This is a genomic window from Halomonas terrestris (genome assembly GCF_049166755.1).
GTDB lineage: Bacteria > Pseudomonadota > Gammaproteobacteria > Pseudomonadales > Halomonadaceae > Halomonas.
The window spans coordinates 13,606-29,276 of sequence record NZ_JBMHFZ010000002.1 but is presented as its reverse complement, the minus strand read 5'-3'; the positions used below and the strand labels follow the sequence as shown (position 1 = coordinate 29,276).

Here is a 15,671-nt window from a genome sequence, read left to right as displayed (position 1 = left end):
TCGCGGTCCTGCCAGTGAAGACGCGACATTCTACGGAAAACAGCCCCGCTTGGAAAGCGCTTTCCGGGGTGGCGGCGAGTGACGCCTCAGCGCCAGGGGAAGCCACCGGGCCCGCCCATCCCGCCGGGACCACCCGGACCGCCCGGGCCGCCGCCTCCCATCATCCCGGACATGCCTCGCATCATGTTCTGCATGCCGCCCTTCTTGCCCGCCTTCTTCATCATCTTCTGCATCTGCTTGTGCTGCTTGAGCAGGCGGTTGAGGTCCGGCACCTGGAGGCCGGCACCGGCGGCGATGCGGCGCTTGCGGGAGCCATTGATGATCTCGGGCTTGCGGCGCTCCTGGGGCGTCATGGAGTTGATCAGCGCCTCGAGCTTGCCCAGCTCCTTCTCGGGCCCGGGGCCCTGGGCCATCTCGGCCATCTGGCCCATGCCGGGCAGCTTGCCGAGCAGGCCGCCCATCCCGCCCATCTTCTTGAGCTGCTGGAGCTGGTCGCGGAAGTCCTCGAGGTCGAAGCCCTGCCCCTTCTTGACCTTCTTGGCCAGCTTCTCGGCCTTGCGCTTGTCGACGGTGCGCTCGGCCTCCTCGATCAGCGACAGCACGTCGCCCATGCCGAGGATGCGCGAGGCGACACGATCCGGGTGGAAGGGCTCGAGGGCATCGACCTTCTCGCCCACCCCCATGAACCGGATCGGCTTGCCGGTGATGTGGCGCACCGAGAGCGCCGCCCCGCCACGGGCGTCACCGTCGGCCTTGGTCAGGATCACCCCGGTCAGCGGCAGGGCATCGGCAAAGGCCTTGGCGGTGTTGGCGGCGTCCTGGCCGGTCATGGCGTCGACCACGAACAGCGTCTCCTGGGGCGCCACGGCCTTATGCAGCGCCTGGATCTCGGCCATCATCGCCTCGTCGATGGCCAGGCGGCCGGCGGTATCGACGAGCACCACGTCATGGAACTGGATCCTGGCATGCTTGATCGCCGCCTCGGCGATGGCCACCGGCTGCTGGTCGCTGCGCGAGGGGAAGAAGTCGACCCCCACCTCGTTGGCCAGGGTCTCGAGCTGGTCGATGGCCGCGGGGCGGTAGACGTCCGCCGAGACCACCAGCACCTTCTTCTTCTCGCGCTCCTTGAGGTAGCGCGCCAGCTTGGCCACCGAGGTGGTCTTGCCCGCCCCCTGCAGGCCCGCCATCAGCACCACCGCCGGGGACCCCTTGAGCGCGAGCCCCTCGTTGGCCTCGCCCATGACCGCCTCGAGCTCCTGCTGGACGATCTTGACGAACTGCTGGCCCGGCGAGAGGCTCTGCGAGACCTCCTGGCCCACGGCACGCTCGCGCACGCGGTCGATGAACGCCTTGACCACCGGCAACGCGACATCGGCCTCGAGCAGGGCTCGGCGCACCTCGCGCAGGGTGTCCTTGACGTTCTCCTCGGTCAGGCGCGCCTGACCCTTGATCGACTTGAGTGTCTGCGACAGACGCTCGCTGAGATTCTGGAACATTGGCCTCTCCAGTGACGACGGCCTGAATATGGGCGACGATTATACGCCCTGTGGCCGCCAGTCTCCATGCAGGACAGCGTCCCGCGGTGCGGTCTGTGCGCAACCCGGGGGATTGGGTATAGTAGCGGCACGCTGTTCAACCACCATCAGGCGCTCGCGAAGGCGCATGGAAAGCAATCGATGCAGGCGCTCCCCCTGGCCATCCTGGCCTTCATTCTCTACACCGCCGCTGCCTCCTGGCAGGCGCTGGCCCTGGCGCGCCGGGTACCGCCGCGCCCCGCGCTGGTGCGTAGCCTGGGCGTGCTGGGCCTGCTCTGCCACCTGCCGCTGGCCGCCGGCCTGATCGGCCAGGGCCAGCCGATGCTGCCGGGGCTCTCCACCAGCGCCATCGTGGTCAGCGCCGCGGTGGTACTGCTGCTCATCGCGGTGAGCTTCTTCAAGCCGGTGCTCAATGCCGCCGTGGGGCTCTTCCCGATAGCCGGCGTGACACTGCTCCTGGCCACGGGCCTGCCCAGCCCCGAGCGTGCCAGTGGCCTGACCCCGGGCATCGCCCTGCACGCCCTCAGCTCGATCCTCGCCTTTGCCGTGCTGGCCATCGCCGCCGTCCAGGCCGTGCTGCTGGGCCTGCAGAACCAGGCGCTGCGCCACCACCACACCCGTGGCATCGTCCAGGCCCTGCCTCCCCTCACCACCATGGAGCGGATCCTGTTCGAGCTGATCTGGGCCGGCATGGCCCTGCTGACGCTGTCGATCGCCAGCGGCTTCCTGTTCGTGGAGAACATGTTCGCCCAGCACCTGGCCCACAAGACCATCCTGTCGCTGGCCGCCTGGGTGATCTTCTCGGTCCTGCTGTTCAGCCACCACCGGCTGGGGTGGCGGGGGATGCGGGCGGTACGCTGGACCCTGGGCGGCTGCGCCGTGCTGCTGCTGGCCTACTTCGGCAGCAAGTTCGTGCTCGAGGTCGTGCTGAGTCGGGGCTGAGCCCGGAGTCGGGCGCCTTGACACTGCCGGGTCGAGTCCCTACAAATCGAGCCTGACACGCCATTGAGGATCCTTCGACTTGAGCGACGACTTCCCCCTGGGATTGCTGTTCGGCCTGCTGTTCCTGCTCATCTGTCTCTCCGCCTTCTTCTCCAGCTCCGAGACCGGCATGATGTCGATCAACCGCTATCGCCTGAGTCACCAGGCCAGCAGCGGCGAGACCCGTGCCCAGCGCGTGCTCCGGCTTCTCTCCCGACCGGACCGACTGATCGGCGTGATCCTGATCGGCAACAACCTGGTCAACAACCTGGCCGCCGCCATCGCCACCGTGCTGGCGATCCACTTCTTCGGCGAGGTCACCGGGCCGGCCGTCGCTCCCCTGATCCTGACCATCGTCATCCTGATCTTCGCCGAGGTCACGCCCAAGACCTACGCCGCGGTGAAACCCGAGCGCATCGCCTACCCCGCCTCGCTGGTGCTGGAGCCGCTGCTCAAGCTGCTCTATCCGCTGGTGTGGCTGGTCAACGTCATCTCCAACGGCCTGCTGCGCCTGCTTGGCGTCAAGAACATCGACGGCAGTACCGACAACCTGACCCGCGACGAGCTGCGCACCGTGGTCCACGAGGCCGGCACCCTGATCCCCCATCGCCACCAGGCGATGCTGCTGTCGATCCTCGACCTCGAGAACGTCACCGTGAACGACATCATGGTGCCGCGACACGAGGTGATGGGGATCGACCTGGACGACGACCTGGAGGAGATCCTGACCCAGATCCGCACCAGCCAGCACACCCGGGTGCCGGTCTACAAGGGCGACATCAACAACATCATCGGCATGCTGCACCTGCGCAATGCGGCGCGCTTCCTGTCCCGCGACGAGGTGACCAAGGCCGCCATCGTGCAGGAGGCCCGGGAGCCCTACTTCATTCCCGAGTCCACCCCGCTGCATACGCAGCTGCTCAACTTCCAGAAGCAGAAGCGGCGGATCGGCATCGTCGTCGACGAGTATGGCGACGTGGAGGGCCTGGTGACCCTGGAGGACATCCTCGAGGAGATCGTCGGCGAGTTCACCACCGACGTGGCGGGCCAGGACCAGGAGATCCACCTGCAGGACGACGGCAGCCACGTGATCGACGGCACCGCCAACATCCGCGACATCAACAAGGCGCTGGGCTGGCAGCTGCCCACCGACGGCCCCAAGACCCTCAACGGCCTGATCCTCGAGCACCTGGAGTCCTTCCCCGACGGCCCCGCCTGCCTGCAGATCGGCAACGTGAGAATGGAGATCCTCGAGGTCCGCGACAACCTGATCACCGCTGCCCGCTGCTGGATGCCACCGCGCCGACCGGCCATGCAGCGCTAGGCTTGTCCGAAAAGTCGGCGCAGGCATCAGCGTCGCGCAACGGCCTCTCCCGACCGTCGCTCGGCCCACTGGTCGGCTTCTGCCTTGAGCGCGCGCACCCGTGACTCGACCCGGGGCCGGCTGGCCTCGTGGGGGGCCAGGGGCTCGCCGAAGTAGAGCGCCACCCGGGCCCGGAAGCGCCGAGGCGGCTTGGTCAACGCCTTGCCGCCATGATGCGAGGTCCAGGAGCCCCACAGCCCGGAGAGACCGGCGGGAATCACCGGCACCGGGTCGCGAGCCAGGATCAGCTCCAGGCCGCGCCGGAAGGGCTGCACCCTGCCGTCCGGGGTCAGCCGGCCCTCGGGGAACAGCATCACCACCTCGCCCTCGGCCAGCGCCCGGCTGACCTCTTCGAGGGCGCGACGGATGTTGCCCGGATCGCGCCGCTCCGATTCCACGGGAATGGCGCCCACCAGTCGAAACAGCCAGTTGAGCCAGGGCGAGTCGTAGATCGGCTTGTCCATCAGGAAGCGCAGCGGCCGCCGGCAGGCACCGCCGATCACCATGGCATCCATGAAGCTCACATGGTTGCAGACCACCACCGCGGGACCGCGGGCGGGAATGTGCCCCTGGCCGCGCAGCCGCAGCCGATAGAGCAGGCAAACCACCAGGATGACCAGCTGCCGGATGACGGGTCTCGGCTGGCGTACCAGCAACCAGCTCATCGCCGCCAGGGTAGCGACGACCGACAGCCACAGCAGGATCGTCACGTCACGTCGGGTCTATGCTTCAGGCCGGCGAGGGTGGTGTGGAGCAGCTGGTCGAGCAGCTCGCCGACTTCCAGCTGCTGACCCTGCCAGTAGCCGAGGCGCTCGTTGAGGCCGAGCTGCACCAGTCCATGGACACTGCCCCAGAGGGTACGCCCCAGACGTCGGGCCTCCAGGTCATCCAGCGCCGGCTGATACTCCTTGAGGGTGGCCTCGACACGCAGGAACAGCGCCTCGATCATGTCGCTCTGGCGCTGGTCGAGCTCCCCCTCCTGGGCCAGGGGATAGTCGAACAGCAGCTGCCAGCGGTAGGCGTCACGCTGGGCGAACTGCCAGTAGGCGTTCGCCAGGGCCTTGAGTCGCTGCTCGGGGGAGGCGCTCTCGGTCAGCGGCTCGATGACGCTGCGCAGCCGCGCCAGGGTCTCGATGTTGACGTGCTGCAGCAGGTTGCCGAAGCTGCCGTAGAGCTTGAGCAGGGTGCTGGGAGCGCAACCGACCTCTCGCGCCAGGGCACGCAGCGACAGCGAGTGCGCAGGATGCTCCTGCAGCCAGGCATCACATGCCGCCATGACCTGGGCATGTAGCGCCTCGGGCGCATGCTGTCTGGGACGGGCCATCGGTTTCCTCGCAAGATGGTGGCGTACGGGACTCGGCTCGGGCGCATGCGATCGGGCATGGCCTGATGACACCTAGGATAGCGCAGATCGAACACTGTTTTCGACAGCTTATCCATTCATGCGGCAAACACAAGCCCGGGTCAGGATCGCCGCCGGTTCGGCGCTTTTCTCGCCCGTTCGACTTGGGTACCCTGTCGCTCCATCGATCGCGGAGTGCCCATGGCCGGCCGACTGCACATCGCCTCTCTCGACCTCGAGCGCCTGCTGCCGGGCCTGACGGTCGATTCCCCCCTGCTGACCAGCCCCAACCTGGCCCCGCGGCGGCCGCTCTCGGCGATCCGCCTGGAAGGCGGCAGGCCGCACCTGTCCCGGCTGTTCTGGGGCCTGACACCGCCCTGGCTCGAGGTGCTCGACCATGCCCCGCACTGCGCCCGGGCCGAATCCCTCGAGGCGCGCCCCATGTTTCGCGAGGCCTTCCACGCCCGGCGCTGCCTGGTGCCGGTCAGCGGTGTCTATGCCTGGCGGCCCCAGCCACGCTTCAAGCAGCCCTTCCTGGTGACCCGGGTCGACCGCGGGCCGCTGTTGCTGGCGGGACTCTGGTGCCGCTTCCACACCAGCCTGGTCGAGCACACGGACTCCCTCGCCCTGATCACCGTGCCGACCAACGACCTGCTCGCCCCCCTCACCGACCGCCTGCCGGCGGTGATCGCCGCTGGCGACAGCCACCGCTGGCTCGATCCGCGGACGCCACCCGAGGCGACGAAGGCACTGCTGACGACCGCCCCCATGGAACTGTTGGGCGCCTTTCCGGTATCAAGACGTGTCAACGATCCCGCGCACCAGGATCCTTCCTGTGCCCACCCCACGGGGCCCATGCTGCGCCGGAACCCCCGATAAGGAGAGACGATGTCCATCGCCGCCCTCAGCGCCATTGTCGATTACCGCATCCGGCGACCGCTGCGCCCGCTCGGCCTGCTGGCCCTGGCCGGCGCCCTGCTGGTCGCCCTGCCCCTCGCCCCGGCCGGGGCCACCGAGCCGGAGGCCGTGGCCGATGTCACCACCCCCCTGACCAGCCCCCACGACGTGCGCGAGTACCGCGTGCTGACCCTGGAGAACGGCCTCACCACCCTGCTGGTCAACGACCCGGAGGCGGACAAGGCCGCCGCCTCGATGAACGTGGGGGTGGGCAGCGCCCAGGACCCCGACGACCTGGCGGGCCTCGCCCACTTCCTGGAGCACATGCTGTTCCTGGGCACCGACACCTTCCCCGAGGCGGATGCCTACCAGGGCTACATCTCCCGCCATGGCGGCAGCCACAACGCCTTCACCGCCCCCCAGGACACCAACTACTTCTTCGACATCGACCCCGAGGCACTTCCCGGGGCCCTGGACCGTTTCAGTCGCTTCTTCATCGCCCCGCTGTTCAACGCCGACCAGCTCGAGAGCGAGCGCAACATCGTCCATTCCGAGTACATGGCACGCATCCGCGATGATGGCCGCCGCGAGAACGACGTGCTCAACCAGCTGCTCAACCCGGACAATCCCACCACCGGCTTCGCCGTGGGCAGCCGCGCCACCCTGGCCGACCCGCCCGAGGGCGAAGCGTCGCTGCGTGAACGGGTGATCGAGTTCTACGAGCAGCACTACGATGCCAACGTGATGCACCTGGCAGTGATCGCCCCCCGGCCCCTGGACGAGCTCGAGGCGCTGGTGACCGAGCGCTTCGCCGAGATACCCGACCACGGCCTGTCGCGCCCGGTGATCGAGGCACCGCTGGTCACCGAGAGCCGCCTGCCACGACGCGTCGAACTGCAGTCGGTGCGCGACAGCCGCCGGCTGCGCTTCCTGTTCCCGGTCCCCGACCCGATGCCGGAGTACCGCCACAAGCCCGCCGACCTCCTGGCCCACCTGCTGGGTCACGAGGGTGCCGGCAGCCTGCTCGCCGTCCTGCGCGAGGCGGGCTGGGCCGATGGCCTCTCCGCCGGCGTCTCCCGCGGTGACGGCCGCCACGCCCTGTTCAGCATCGGCATCAGCCTGACCCCGGCCGGAGCGGAGCGACTCGACGAGATCGAGGCCACCCTGTTCGCCGCCATCGAGCAGATCCGTGACGCGGGCCTCGAGGCCTGGCGCTACGACGAGCAGGCCCGGCTGGCCGAGCAGCAGTTCCGCTTCCAGCAGCACGGCTCGCCGCTCAATGGTGCCATGCGCCTGGCCATGAACCTGGCCCGCTTCCCGGTGGAGGATGTCCAGTACGCCGCCTACCGCATGGACGGCTTCGACCGGGAGCGGGTCGCGCACTACCTGGATGCCCTGCGCCCCGACAACCTGCTGCGGCTCTACAGCGCTCCGGACGTCGAGGGTGACCGGGTCTCCCCCTGGTTCAACACCCCCTGGCGGGAGGTCACCGACCCCGTCGGGGACGAGGTGCCGGCGCTGGGTGGCCTCACCCTTGCCGAGCCCAATCCCTATATCGCCGAGGACGTGACACTGCTCGACGAGCAGCATGACCGGCCGCACCTGGTGATCGACGAGGAGGCCTTCGCCCTCTGGCACATGGCGGACGCCACCTTCAACACGCCCAAGGTGGAGTGGCGCTTCAGCCTGCAGCACCCCCGGGCCTCGGCGTCCGCCCGCGACGCCACCCTGGCCCGGCTGCTGGCAGGCTGGCTGGACGACAGCCTCAACGAGGCCCTCTACCCGGCCCGGCTCGCCGGCCAGCACTTCGAGGCCTATGCCCACGCCCGCGGCATCACCCTGTCCTTCTCCGGCTGGCGCGATCGCCAGGACCAGCTGATGCACCGCGTGCTGGGGCAGCTCCAGGAGGGCGAGATCGATGCCGCCACCTTCGAGCGGGTGCGCTACCGCCTGCAGCGGGAATGGCGCAACGCCCCCCAGGCCGCCCTCTACCGACAGGCCCACCGCACCCTCACCGAGGCCCTGGTACGCCCCCAGTGGCCCACGGACGCCCTGCTCGAGGCGAGCCGGGAGCTCGAGCTCGACGACCTGCGCGACTACCGCGAGGCCTTCCTCGCCGAACTGCGCCTGGAAGCCATGGCGGTGGGCAACCTGGATGTCTCGCTGGCGACCCGCGAGGCCCGCCTGGTCGCCGACGCCCTCGCGCCCGGCCTCGCCGAGGAGCAGATTCCCGACCTGGTCCCGCTGCGCGCCGACGCCTCGCTGCCGACGCTGGTGCCCGTCACCACTCGCCAGGAATCCCTGGTGCTGCGCTACCTCCAGGGGCCGGACCGCTCCCTGGAGAGTCAGGCCCGGCTGGCGGTGCTCGGCCAGTTGATCGACACCCCCTTCTACCAGCGGCTGCGTACCGAGGAGCAGCTGGGCTATGTGGTCAACGCCGGCTACTCGCCGCTGATGGATGCGCCGGGCCTCGGCCTGCTGGTGCAATCGCCCGACACCGAGAGCGAGGTGATCCAGGCCCGCATCGACGCCTTCCTGAACGACTTCGAGGAGCGGCTCGACGCCCTGGACGACGACGACCTGGCCCCGTATCGCCGGGCCGTGCACGACAACCTGATGCAGCGGGACACCAGCCTCTCCGGCCGCGCCAACCGGCTCTGGCAGGCGATGTCCTTCGGCGACACCGAGTTCGATCGCCGCGAGCGGCTGGCCGAGCGGGCCCTGTCGGTCACGGCCCGGGACCTGCGCGAGGCCTGGTCGGGCTTGCGCGACGCGGCCGTGGCCAACGTCACCTTCGACCCGGGCGACGAGCCCAGCGACGTGGCCGAGCTGACCCGCCACCTGGCGCCGATGCCGGAAGCCGACGACTGACCCGCCCACCAACGAGAAGCGCCCGGCCGACGGGCCGGGCGCTTCTCGCCTGCTGCTCGCACGCCCCCGTCGCCGCTGCCTTCAGTCGAAGGCCTGGGGCGGCATGATCGCCTCCACGTGCATCACCACCTCCTCGAGGATCTGCCGGTCACGGTCACTCAGCGCCACCTGGTTGAGGCGCTCGATCTCCCTGGCGAAGTCCTTGAGGGTCAGGCTGGAGAGCGCCGCGTCGTTCATCCGCGCCCAGCGGAAGGCCTCCCACTGGACCTGCTCCTCGCTCTCCAGGGTCTCCGGATAGCTGCGCGCCCGGTAGCGGAACAGCATCTCCTCGAGGCGCGGGTCCTGGAAGGCGAAGCTCGCCCCGACCAGGTCCCAGGGGTCGGTCTCGCGCACCCGCTGCATCTGCTGGCGATCCGCGGGCGAGAAGAACCCCCCGGCGTAGAGCATCAGGTCGGGATCGCGGGGGCCTTCCGGTGGCGGCTCGGCGAAGACTTCGGCGGCCCGGCCGGCGACCTCGGGGCGAGCGGACAGCAGCTTCCAGTGCTCGCGGCAGGTGGCCAGGTCCAGCCCCAGGCGCGCGACGATCTCGCCGTACTCCCCCTTGGCCGGCCCCTCCACGTCCTTGAGGGCACTGGCCGGGAAGAGCACCGGGCACTTGTTGATGTGGATGACCTTGAGGGGGATGCGCTCGGTACCCTCGGCCAGGTCGTCGTTGCTGACGAAGACCCGCTGGCGGATCTGCTCGGCACTGAGGTCGAACAGCGGGGAGGGGTCCACCGAGAGGTCGTAGACGATCACCCCGTTGGGGTTGCTCGGATGCTCGGCCAGCGGCACCACCAGGGCACTGCAGCCGCGACTCGCGGGGTAGCGGCGCGAGACGTGCAGCACCGGCTTGCGGTTCGGCACATCGAGCAGTTTCGCCACGGCGCGCTTGCCACGCAGCTTGAGCAGGTAGTCGAACAGTTTCGGATTGGCGGCCTTAAGCAGGCGCGCCAGGGCGATGGTGGCCCGCACGTCGGCCAGGGCATCGTGGGCGCCGGCATGCTCGATGCCGTTGGCGGCGGTCAGCGCCTCGAGCCTGAAGCTGGGCGAGCCATCGTCACGACTCGGCCACTCGATGCCGGCCGGGCGCAGGGCATGGAAGGCGCGCACCACGTCGATCAGGTCCCAGCGGGAGTTGCCGTTCTGCCACTCCCGGGCATAGGGGTCGAGCATGTTGCGATAGAAGAGGTGACGGCTCACCTCGTCATCGAAGCGCAGGCTGTTGTAACCCAGCACGCAGGTGCCCGGTTCGCTCATCAGCGCCTGGATACGGCCGGCGAACTCGGCCTCGGGCAGGCCGCGGCGGCTGGCCTGCTGGGGGGTGATGCCGGTGATCAGGCAGGCCTGGGGATGGGGGAGGAAGTCGTCGGCCGGCTTGCAGAACCACGTCACCGGCTCGCCGATCTCGTTGAACTCGGCATCGGTGCGGATCGCCGCGAACTGGGAGGGACGGTCGCGGCGCGGGTCGGCACCGAAGGTCTCGTAGTCGTGCCACAGGAAGGTCATCGGGGCGGCATGAGGCGGCGCCATGGGCAGCTCTCTCCGGAGGGTGCTGGTGGCTTGAAAAGGGACAGCCTAGCACAGCCTCGCGCGCCGCTCAGCCGGCTCCGATGCTCAGGCCCTGGGCAGGGTGACGTTCAACTCCAGCACCGAGCAGTTGTCCTCGCTGTCGAGACTGATGTTGATGGCATCGTCGTCGACCTGGACATAGCGGCGGATCACTTCCAGCAGTTCCTTCTCCAGCATCGGCATGTAGTCCGGCTGGCCGCGCTGGCTGCGCTGGTGGGCGACGATGATCTGCAATCGCTCCTTGGCGACCGATGCGGACTTCTTGCGCTCTCTCTTCAGGAACTCGAGCAACTTCACCGGCGACCTCCTCCGAACATTCGGCTCAACAGGCTCTTCTTCTGGTACTCGTGAAAGCGCAGCGGCACCTCCTCGCCGAGCAGGCGGGCCACGGTGTCGGTATAGGCCTGGCCGGCGTCGCTGTCGGCGTCGTGGGTGACCGGCACCCCCTGGTTCGAGGCCCGCAACACCGCCTCGGACTCGGGGATCAGCCCGAGCAGGTCGATGGCCAGGATCTCGCGGATGTCCTCGAGATTGAGCATGTCACCCTGGTCGACCCGTGACGGGTTGTAGCGGGTGATCAGCAGGTGCTCGCGGATCGGGTCCTCGCCGCGCTCGGCCCGTCGCGTCTTGGACGCCAGCAACCCCAGGATACGATCGGAATCGCGCACCGAGGAGACCTCCGGGTTGGTCACCACGACCGCCTCGTCGGCGAAGTACATCGCCAGCTGGGCACCGCGCTCGATGCCCGCCGGCGAGTCACAGAGGATATAATCGAAATCCTTGCCCAGGGTCTCGAGCACCTTCTCGACGCCCTCCAGGGTCAGGGCATCCTTGTCGCGGGTCTGGGAGGCCGGCAGGATATGCAGGTTGTCGACCCGCTTGTCGCGGATCAGTGCCTGGTTGAGCCCCGCCTCGCCCTGGATGACGTTGACCAGGTCGTAGACCACGCGGCGCTCGCACCCCATGATCAGGTCGAGGTTGCGCAGCCCGACATCGAAGTCGATGACCACGGTCTTGTTGCCTCGCAGCGCCAGGCCAGTGGCAATGGCTGCCGCACTTGTTGTCTTGCCGACCCCCCCCTTGCCGGAGGTCACAACGATGATCTTGGCCAAGTTACGCTTCCTGTCAGTATGGTGGAATGGGTAATGAGACGACGGGCAGCATCGCCCGATACCGCCGGGCGGGATCAGGCCAGCGGCGAGATGCCCAGCTGGTTGTCGTCCAGGCGCACCTGCACGGAAGTGCCCAGCAGGCAAGGATCGATGTCCTCGAGCCGCTTGTAGTTGCCGGCCACCGAGAGCAGCTCGGCGCGCAGTTCGCGGCAGAAGATCCCGGCCTGGAGGTCCCCGTGGATCCCCGCCAGGGCGCGGCCGCGCAGGGCACCATAGACATGCACGCTGCCGGCGGCGAGCACCTCGGCGCCGGCATTGACGGCGCCGATCACCACCAGGTCGCCCTCCGGCGAGGTCACCTGCTGGCCGGAGCGTACCGTGCCACGGTAGATACGACCGCCGCTGGCCACCCCCGGGGGGGCCTCGAGCTCGGCCGTCTCGCTCGCCTCCGGCTCGGCGGTCGCCACGCTCTCCAGCGTCCGGGGCCGAGTCGCCTCCTGGGGCGGGAACCAGCCCAGCCCCAGCGCCCAGGCCGACTGCTTGACCGGATCGGTGCCGCCGCGTACCGCCACCGGCAACAGCTTGTGGGCCCGGCAGACCGCACAGATGCGCTCGAGGGCCAGGTGCGGTTCGTCGAGCTTCTCGACGCTGAGCACCACCGGGGTGTGCTGGAAGAAAGCCGGGGACTGGCTGAGCTTGCCGGCGAGCTGTTCACGGATGCGCTCGGGATCGGCGCTGGCCAGCTCCATGACCGTCATCGGCAGCATGCCCCCCTTGAAGGTGAACGCCATGCTGTCCCTGTCCACTTTGAGACTCATTGCCGAACTCCACGTCGGGTGATGGTCGGGTACCCCGTCAAAGCTAAGCGAGTGACTCGGCCCCTGCAACTGATCATAAGCTCAGCCGCTGTCGGTTGTCAGTGTCTCCAGTCGGCCACACCCGACACGGACCGCAGGCTTTTCCGCAGGCGCGACGCGTGCTTAGATACATCCATGCCCACGGCCACGCGCCGTCACCGCTGCCTACAACAAGATTGTGCCCCGGCCTCTGCGGGGCTTCCAAGTCAGGATGGCCAATGTCTGGACTCCTTCGCCGCTTCTTTTCTCCCCGCTGGCAACATCCCGACCCCGGGGTTCGTCGCCAGGCCGTCACGCGCCTCGACCCGTCGCGACCCGACCAGCGCCAGGCCCTCGAACGCCTGGCGGCGGATACCGACCCCGGCGTTCGCCAGGCCGCCCTGGCGCGGCTCGACGACCCCGAGCGCCTGCTGGCCCTGCTCGATGAGACGCCCCCCTCCCCCGAACTGCATGAGCGCCTGGTCGCACTGCTGACGGGTCGCCAGGGCAGCCTCGACCTGGCGACCCGCATCGCCCTCACCGAGCGCATCGATACCGCCGCCCTGCTGACGGCTATCACCCTGCAGGGCGACAACCAGCAGCTGCGACTGGCCGCCCTGGCACGCCTGGACGACGAGGAGGCCCTGATCCACCAGGCCTGTGACAACGGCATCGCCGCGGTACGCCATGCCGCCGCGGCACGAGTGACCAGCGAAGCCGGCCTGGCACGGCTGGTCCAGTCGGCCCGCCGCGACCGCCAGGTGGTACGCCAGGCCCGGGAACGCCTCAACCGGCTGCGGGCCGATGCCGCCTCGCTGGCCGCCGCCCGCCACCGCCGCGAGGCGCTGCTCGAGTCGCTCGAGCGCCATGCCCAGGCCGCCTGGGAACCGCTCTACGCCGGCCGCTTCCGTCACCTGACCCGCGAATGGAACGCACTGGAGGACCTGCCCGACGCCAGCCAGGAGCGGCGCTACCAGGATGCCTGCCTGCGCTGTCGCAAGGTGATCGGCGACCACGAGGCCCGGCAGCTCTCCCAGGCGGCTGCCCACCAGCGCCGCGAGGATGCCGACCAGACACGCGAGGCCCTGGTGGAAGCCCTGGAGGAGAGCCTCGATGCCCTCACCCGTGGCGAGCGCATCACCGAGCAGGACATCGCCAGCCTGCGGGCCCAGAGACAGTTGCTGGCCAATCGCTGGCAGGCCCTTTCCGACCAGCACCTGGCCGACGAGGCGCTGCGACGACGCTACGATGCGGCACTGGCCGGCTACGAGCGCATCGCCCAGGCCTGGGTCAGGCTCGAGGAGCGTGCCGCGGCCATCCGTCAGGCGCTCGCCGACGGCGACGACGAGCGCCTGGTCGCCCTGGTGGACGCCAGCGGCTGGCCCGACGACCTGGCCCCGTCCCCTCTCCTGCAGCAGGCCCGCCAGCGGCTCGCCGAGACACCGGCCGATGACGACCTGGAGAGCCGCCTGGCCCGGTTCGCCGACGACCTGGCACAACTCGAGCGCCTGCTCGAGAGCGGTGCCTTCAAGGGCGCCAGCCGCCTCCATCAGCGCCTTCGCCAGCAGGCCGAGCAACTGCCCCAGGCTCGCCTGCAGCCCCACCTGGCCACCCTCAAGCGCCTCGCCGCCCGCCTCGCCGAACTGCGCGACTGGCGGGGCTTCGTCGCCGGCCCCAAGCGCGACCAGCTGTGCCAGGCCATCGACGACCTGGCCGAGGACACCTCACTGCCCGATGCCGAACTCGATCGCCGCCATCGTCAACTGGTCAAGGACTGGAAGTCACTGGGGGATGCCGCGGCCAATCGCCAGCAGTCCGCCAGCTTCCGCGCCGCCTCGGACCGTATCCACGAGCGCCTGGCACCCTGGCGCAAGCGCCTCGATGCCGAGCGCGCCCGCAACCTGGAGGCGCGCGAGGCCCTCTGCGAACAGCTCGAGACGCTGCTCGCCCAGCCTGCCCACGAGGCCGACCCCGACGCACTGCGCCAGATCCGCGACAAGGCCCGGGAACAGTGGCGTCACTTCTCCCCCGTTCCCCGCGACCGGGCCGAGGCCATCGGGCGGCGCTTCGGCCGCATCCGTCACGACCTCCAGGCACTGATCGACCGTCGCGCGGAAGAGATCGCCGAGGCCAAGCGCGAGTTGATCGAGCAGGCCCGAGCCCTGCTCGAAAGCGACGACCCGGCCACGCGCCGCGCCGAGCAGGCCAAGGCACTGCAGCGTCGCTGGCGGGCCCTGGGCCGTGCGCCCCGGGGCGAGGAGCAGGCGCTGTGGCGAGAGTTCCGCGGCCTGTGTGACGGGATCTTCGCCAGTCGCGAGGCCGAGCGCGACAACCGTGTCCAGCAGGCCCGGGAACGCCTGGAGGCCATGCAGGCGCTGATCGACCGGCTCGATGCCTGGCACCCGACCGACAGCGGCGACGGCCAGGTACTGGAGCAGGCCATCCAGCAGGCCGCCGCCCTGGAGCCACTCCCCACGGGGCGCCGTACCGAAGGCATGCGGCGGCGCTGGTCGGGGATCATCCGCGCGCGTCACGAGAGGCTGGCCCGCCTGGCGGTCGTCGAGGAGGTGAACCGCTGGCGCGACATCCAGCCACTGCTGGCTGCCCACCTGGAGGCCGATGCCGCCAGCCTGGCCGGTGAGGCGCCACGCGATGTCGAGCCGCCGGCCGGCGTATCCCTGCCCGAGGACATGCGCTCGGCCCATGCCCGACGCAATGCGGCGCGCCGCCGACCCGACGAGCCGGCGGAAGTCGAAGAGCGCCTCGCCCGCCAGCGGGTCCACCTCTCGCTGCTGGCGGTGGGGCGGGTCAGCCACCGCGACGACCCGCTGCGCCTGGCGATCCAGGTCGAACGGCTCAACGAGAACCTCGGGCGGCAACCCTCCCGGGCCGAGGAGCTCCACGAGGTCCTGCGCGAGCTGCTGGCCAACGGGCCGATCCCCCCGGCGCTCTGGGCCCGGGAAGTCGGCGAGCTCGACCGCATGCTCGAGAACCTGGCACGCCTGCCACCTCCCTGACCGGGGCCGCGGGCCCATGAACACGAAAGCGCGAGGTCTCTGCCTCGCGCTTTCGGTTTCTCTTTCCCGCCCCGCCGGCGGGATCGCCGCCGGCGGGGCCGGTCAC

12 protein-coding genes are annotated in these 15,671 nt (G+C 69.5%); 5 read left to right on the top strand and 7 right to left on the bottom strand.

Annotation, left to right across the window (positions count from 1 at the left end):
• Positions 1 to 86 precede the first annotated feature (86 nt).
• Positions 87 to 1,496 (bottom strand): signal recognition particle protein, encoded by a 1,410-nt coding sequence (gene ffh / locus ACOMD9_RS02430; RefSeq protein ID WP_421411966.1) that lies wholly within the window; start codon positions 1,494 to 1,496, stop codon positions 87 to 89.
• 180 nt (positions 1,497 to 1,676) lie between these two features.
• Here ffh and ACOMD9_RS02425 point away from each other — a divergent pair, with 180 nt between their 5' ends.
• Together ACOMD9_RS02425 and ACOMD9_RS02420 are read left to right on the top strand one after the other, a co-directional pair.
• Positions 1,677 to 2,477, top strand: a complete 801-nt coding sequence (locus ACOMD9_RS02425; protein ID WP_421411965.1) for a cytochrome C assembly family protein — start codon at positions 1,677 to 1,679, stop codon at positions 2,475 to 2,477.
• Between the two features lie 79 nt (positions 2,478 to 2,556).
• On the top strand, positions 2,557 to 3,840 hold the full coding sequence (locus tag ACOMD9_RS02420; protein WP_421411964.1) for an HlyC/CorC family transporter: 1,284 nt from the start codon (positions 2,557 to 2,559) through the stop codon (positions 3,838 to 3,840).
• A 26-nt stretch (positions 3,841 to 3,866) separates the two neighbouring features.
• On the opposite strand, the gene ACOMD9_RS02415 is transcribed toward ACOMD9_RS02420, so the two are convergent.
• Both ACOMD9_RS02415 and ACOMD9_RS02410 read right to left on the bottom strand, forming a co-directional pair.
• The gene (locus tag ACOMD9_RS02415) at positions 3,867 to 4,544 is read right to left on the bottom strand and encodes a 1-acyl-sn-glycerol-3-phosphate acyltransferase (RefSeq protein WP_421412277.1); all 678 of its coding nucleotides are present in this window, start codon (positions 4,542 to 4,544) and stop codon (positions 3,867 to 3,869) included.
• Between the two features lie 41 nt (positions 4,545 to 4,585).
• Positions 4,586 to 5,203 carry a TetR/AcrR family transcriptional regulator gene (locus ACOMD9_RS02410; protein ID WP_421411963.1) on the bottom strand — a complete coding sequence of 206 codons (618 nt, stop codon included), beginning with the start codon at positions 5,201 to 5,203 and terminating at the stop codon, positions 4,586 to 4,588.
• Between the two features lie 219 nt (positions 5,204 to 5,422).
• Between ACOMD9_RS02410 and ACOMD9_RS02405 the strand changes: the two genes are divergently transcribed.
• Complete coding sequence (locus tag ACOMD9_RS02405; protein ID WP_421411962.1) at positions 5,423 to 6,100, top strand: SOS response-associated peptidase; 678 nt, start codon at positions 5,423 to 5,425, stop codon at positions 6,098 to 6,100.
• 9 nt (positions 6,101 to 6,109) lie between these two features.
• Complete coding sequence (locus tag ACOMD9_RS02400; protein ID WP_421411961.1) at positions 6,110 to 8,989, top strand: insulinase family protein; 2,880 nt, start codon at positions 6,110 to 6,112, stop codon at positions 8,987 to 8,989.
• A gap of 81 nt (positions 8,990 to 9,070) precedes the next feature.
• On the opposite strand, the gene sbcB is transcribed toward ACOMD9_RS02400, so the two are convergent.
• The 4 genes from sbcB to minC form a co-directional block, all read right to left on the bottom strand.
• A complete protein-coding gene (gene sbcB, locus ACOMD9_RS02395) occupies positions 9,071 to 10,561 on the bottom strand; it encodes an exodeoxyribonuclease I (RefSeq protein WP_421411960.1) in 1,491 nt (496 codons plus the stop codon).
• Positions 10,562 to 10,645: 84 nt separating this feature from the next.
• Positions 10,646 to 10,897: a cell division topological specificity factor MinE gene (minE, locus tag ACOMD9_RS02390; RefSeq protein ID WP_102588074.1), complete on the bottom strand. Its 252-nt coding sequence runs from the start codon at positions 10,895 to 10,897 to the stop codon at positions 10,646 to 10,648.
• Positions 10,894 to 11,712, bottom strand: a complete 819-nt coding sequence (minD, locus tag ACOMD9_RS02385) for a septum site-determining protein MinD (protein ID WP_421411959.1) — start codon at positions 11,710 to 11,712, stop codon at positions 10,894 to 10,896. The genes minE and minD overlap by 4 nt, the downstream gene beginning before the upstream one ends.
• Before the next feature lie 74 nt (positions 11,713 to 11,786).
• Positions 11,787 to 12,530 (bottom strand): septum site-determining protein MinC, encoded by a 744-nt coding sequence (minC, locus tag ACOMD9_RS02380; RefSeq protein WP_421411958.1) that lies wholly within the window; start codon positions 12,528 to 12,530, stop codon positions 11,787 to 11,789.
• A gap of 257 nt (positions 12,531 to 12,787) precedes the next feature.
• Here minC and ACOMD9_RS02375 point away from each other — a divergent pair, with 257 nt between their 5' ends.
• Positions 12,788 to 15,565, top strand: coding sequence for a DUF349 domain-containing protein (locus ACOMD9_RS02375; protein ID WP_421411957.1), 2,778 nt, complete (start codon positions 12,788 to 12,790; stop codon positions 15,563 to 15,565).
• Positions 15,566 to 15,671: the final 106 nt, after the last annotated feature.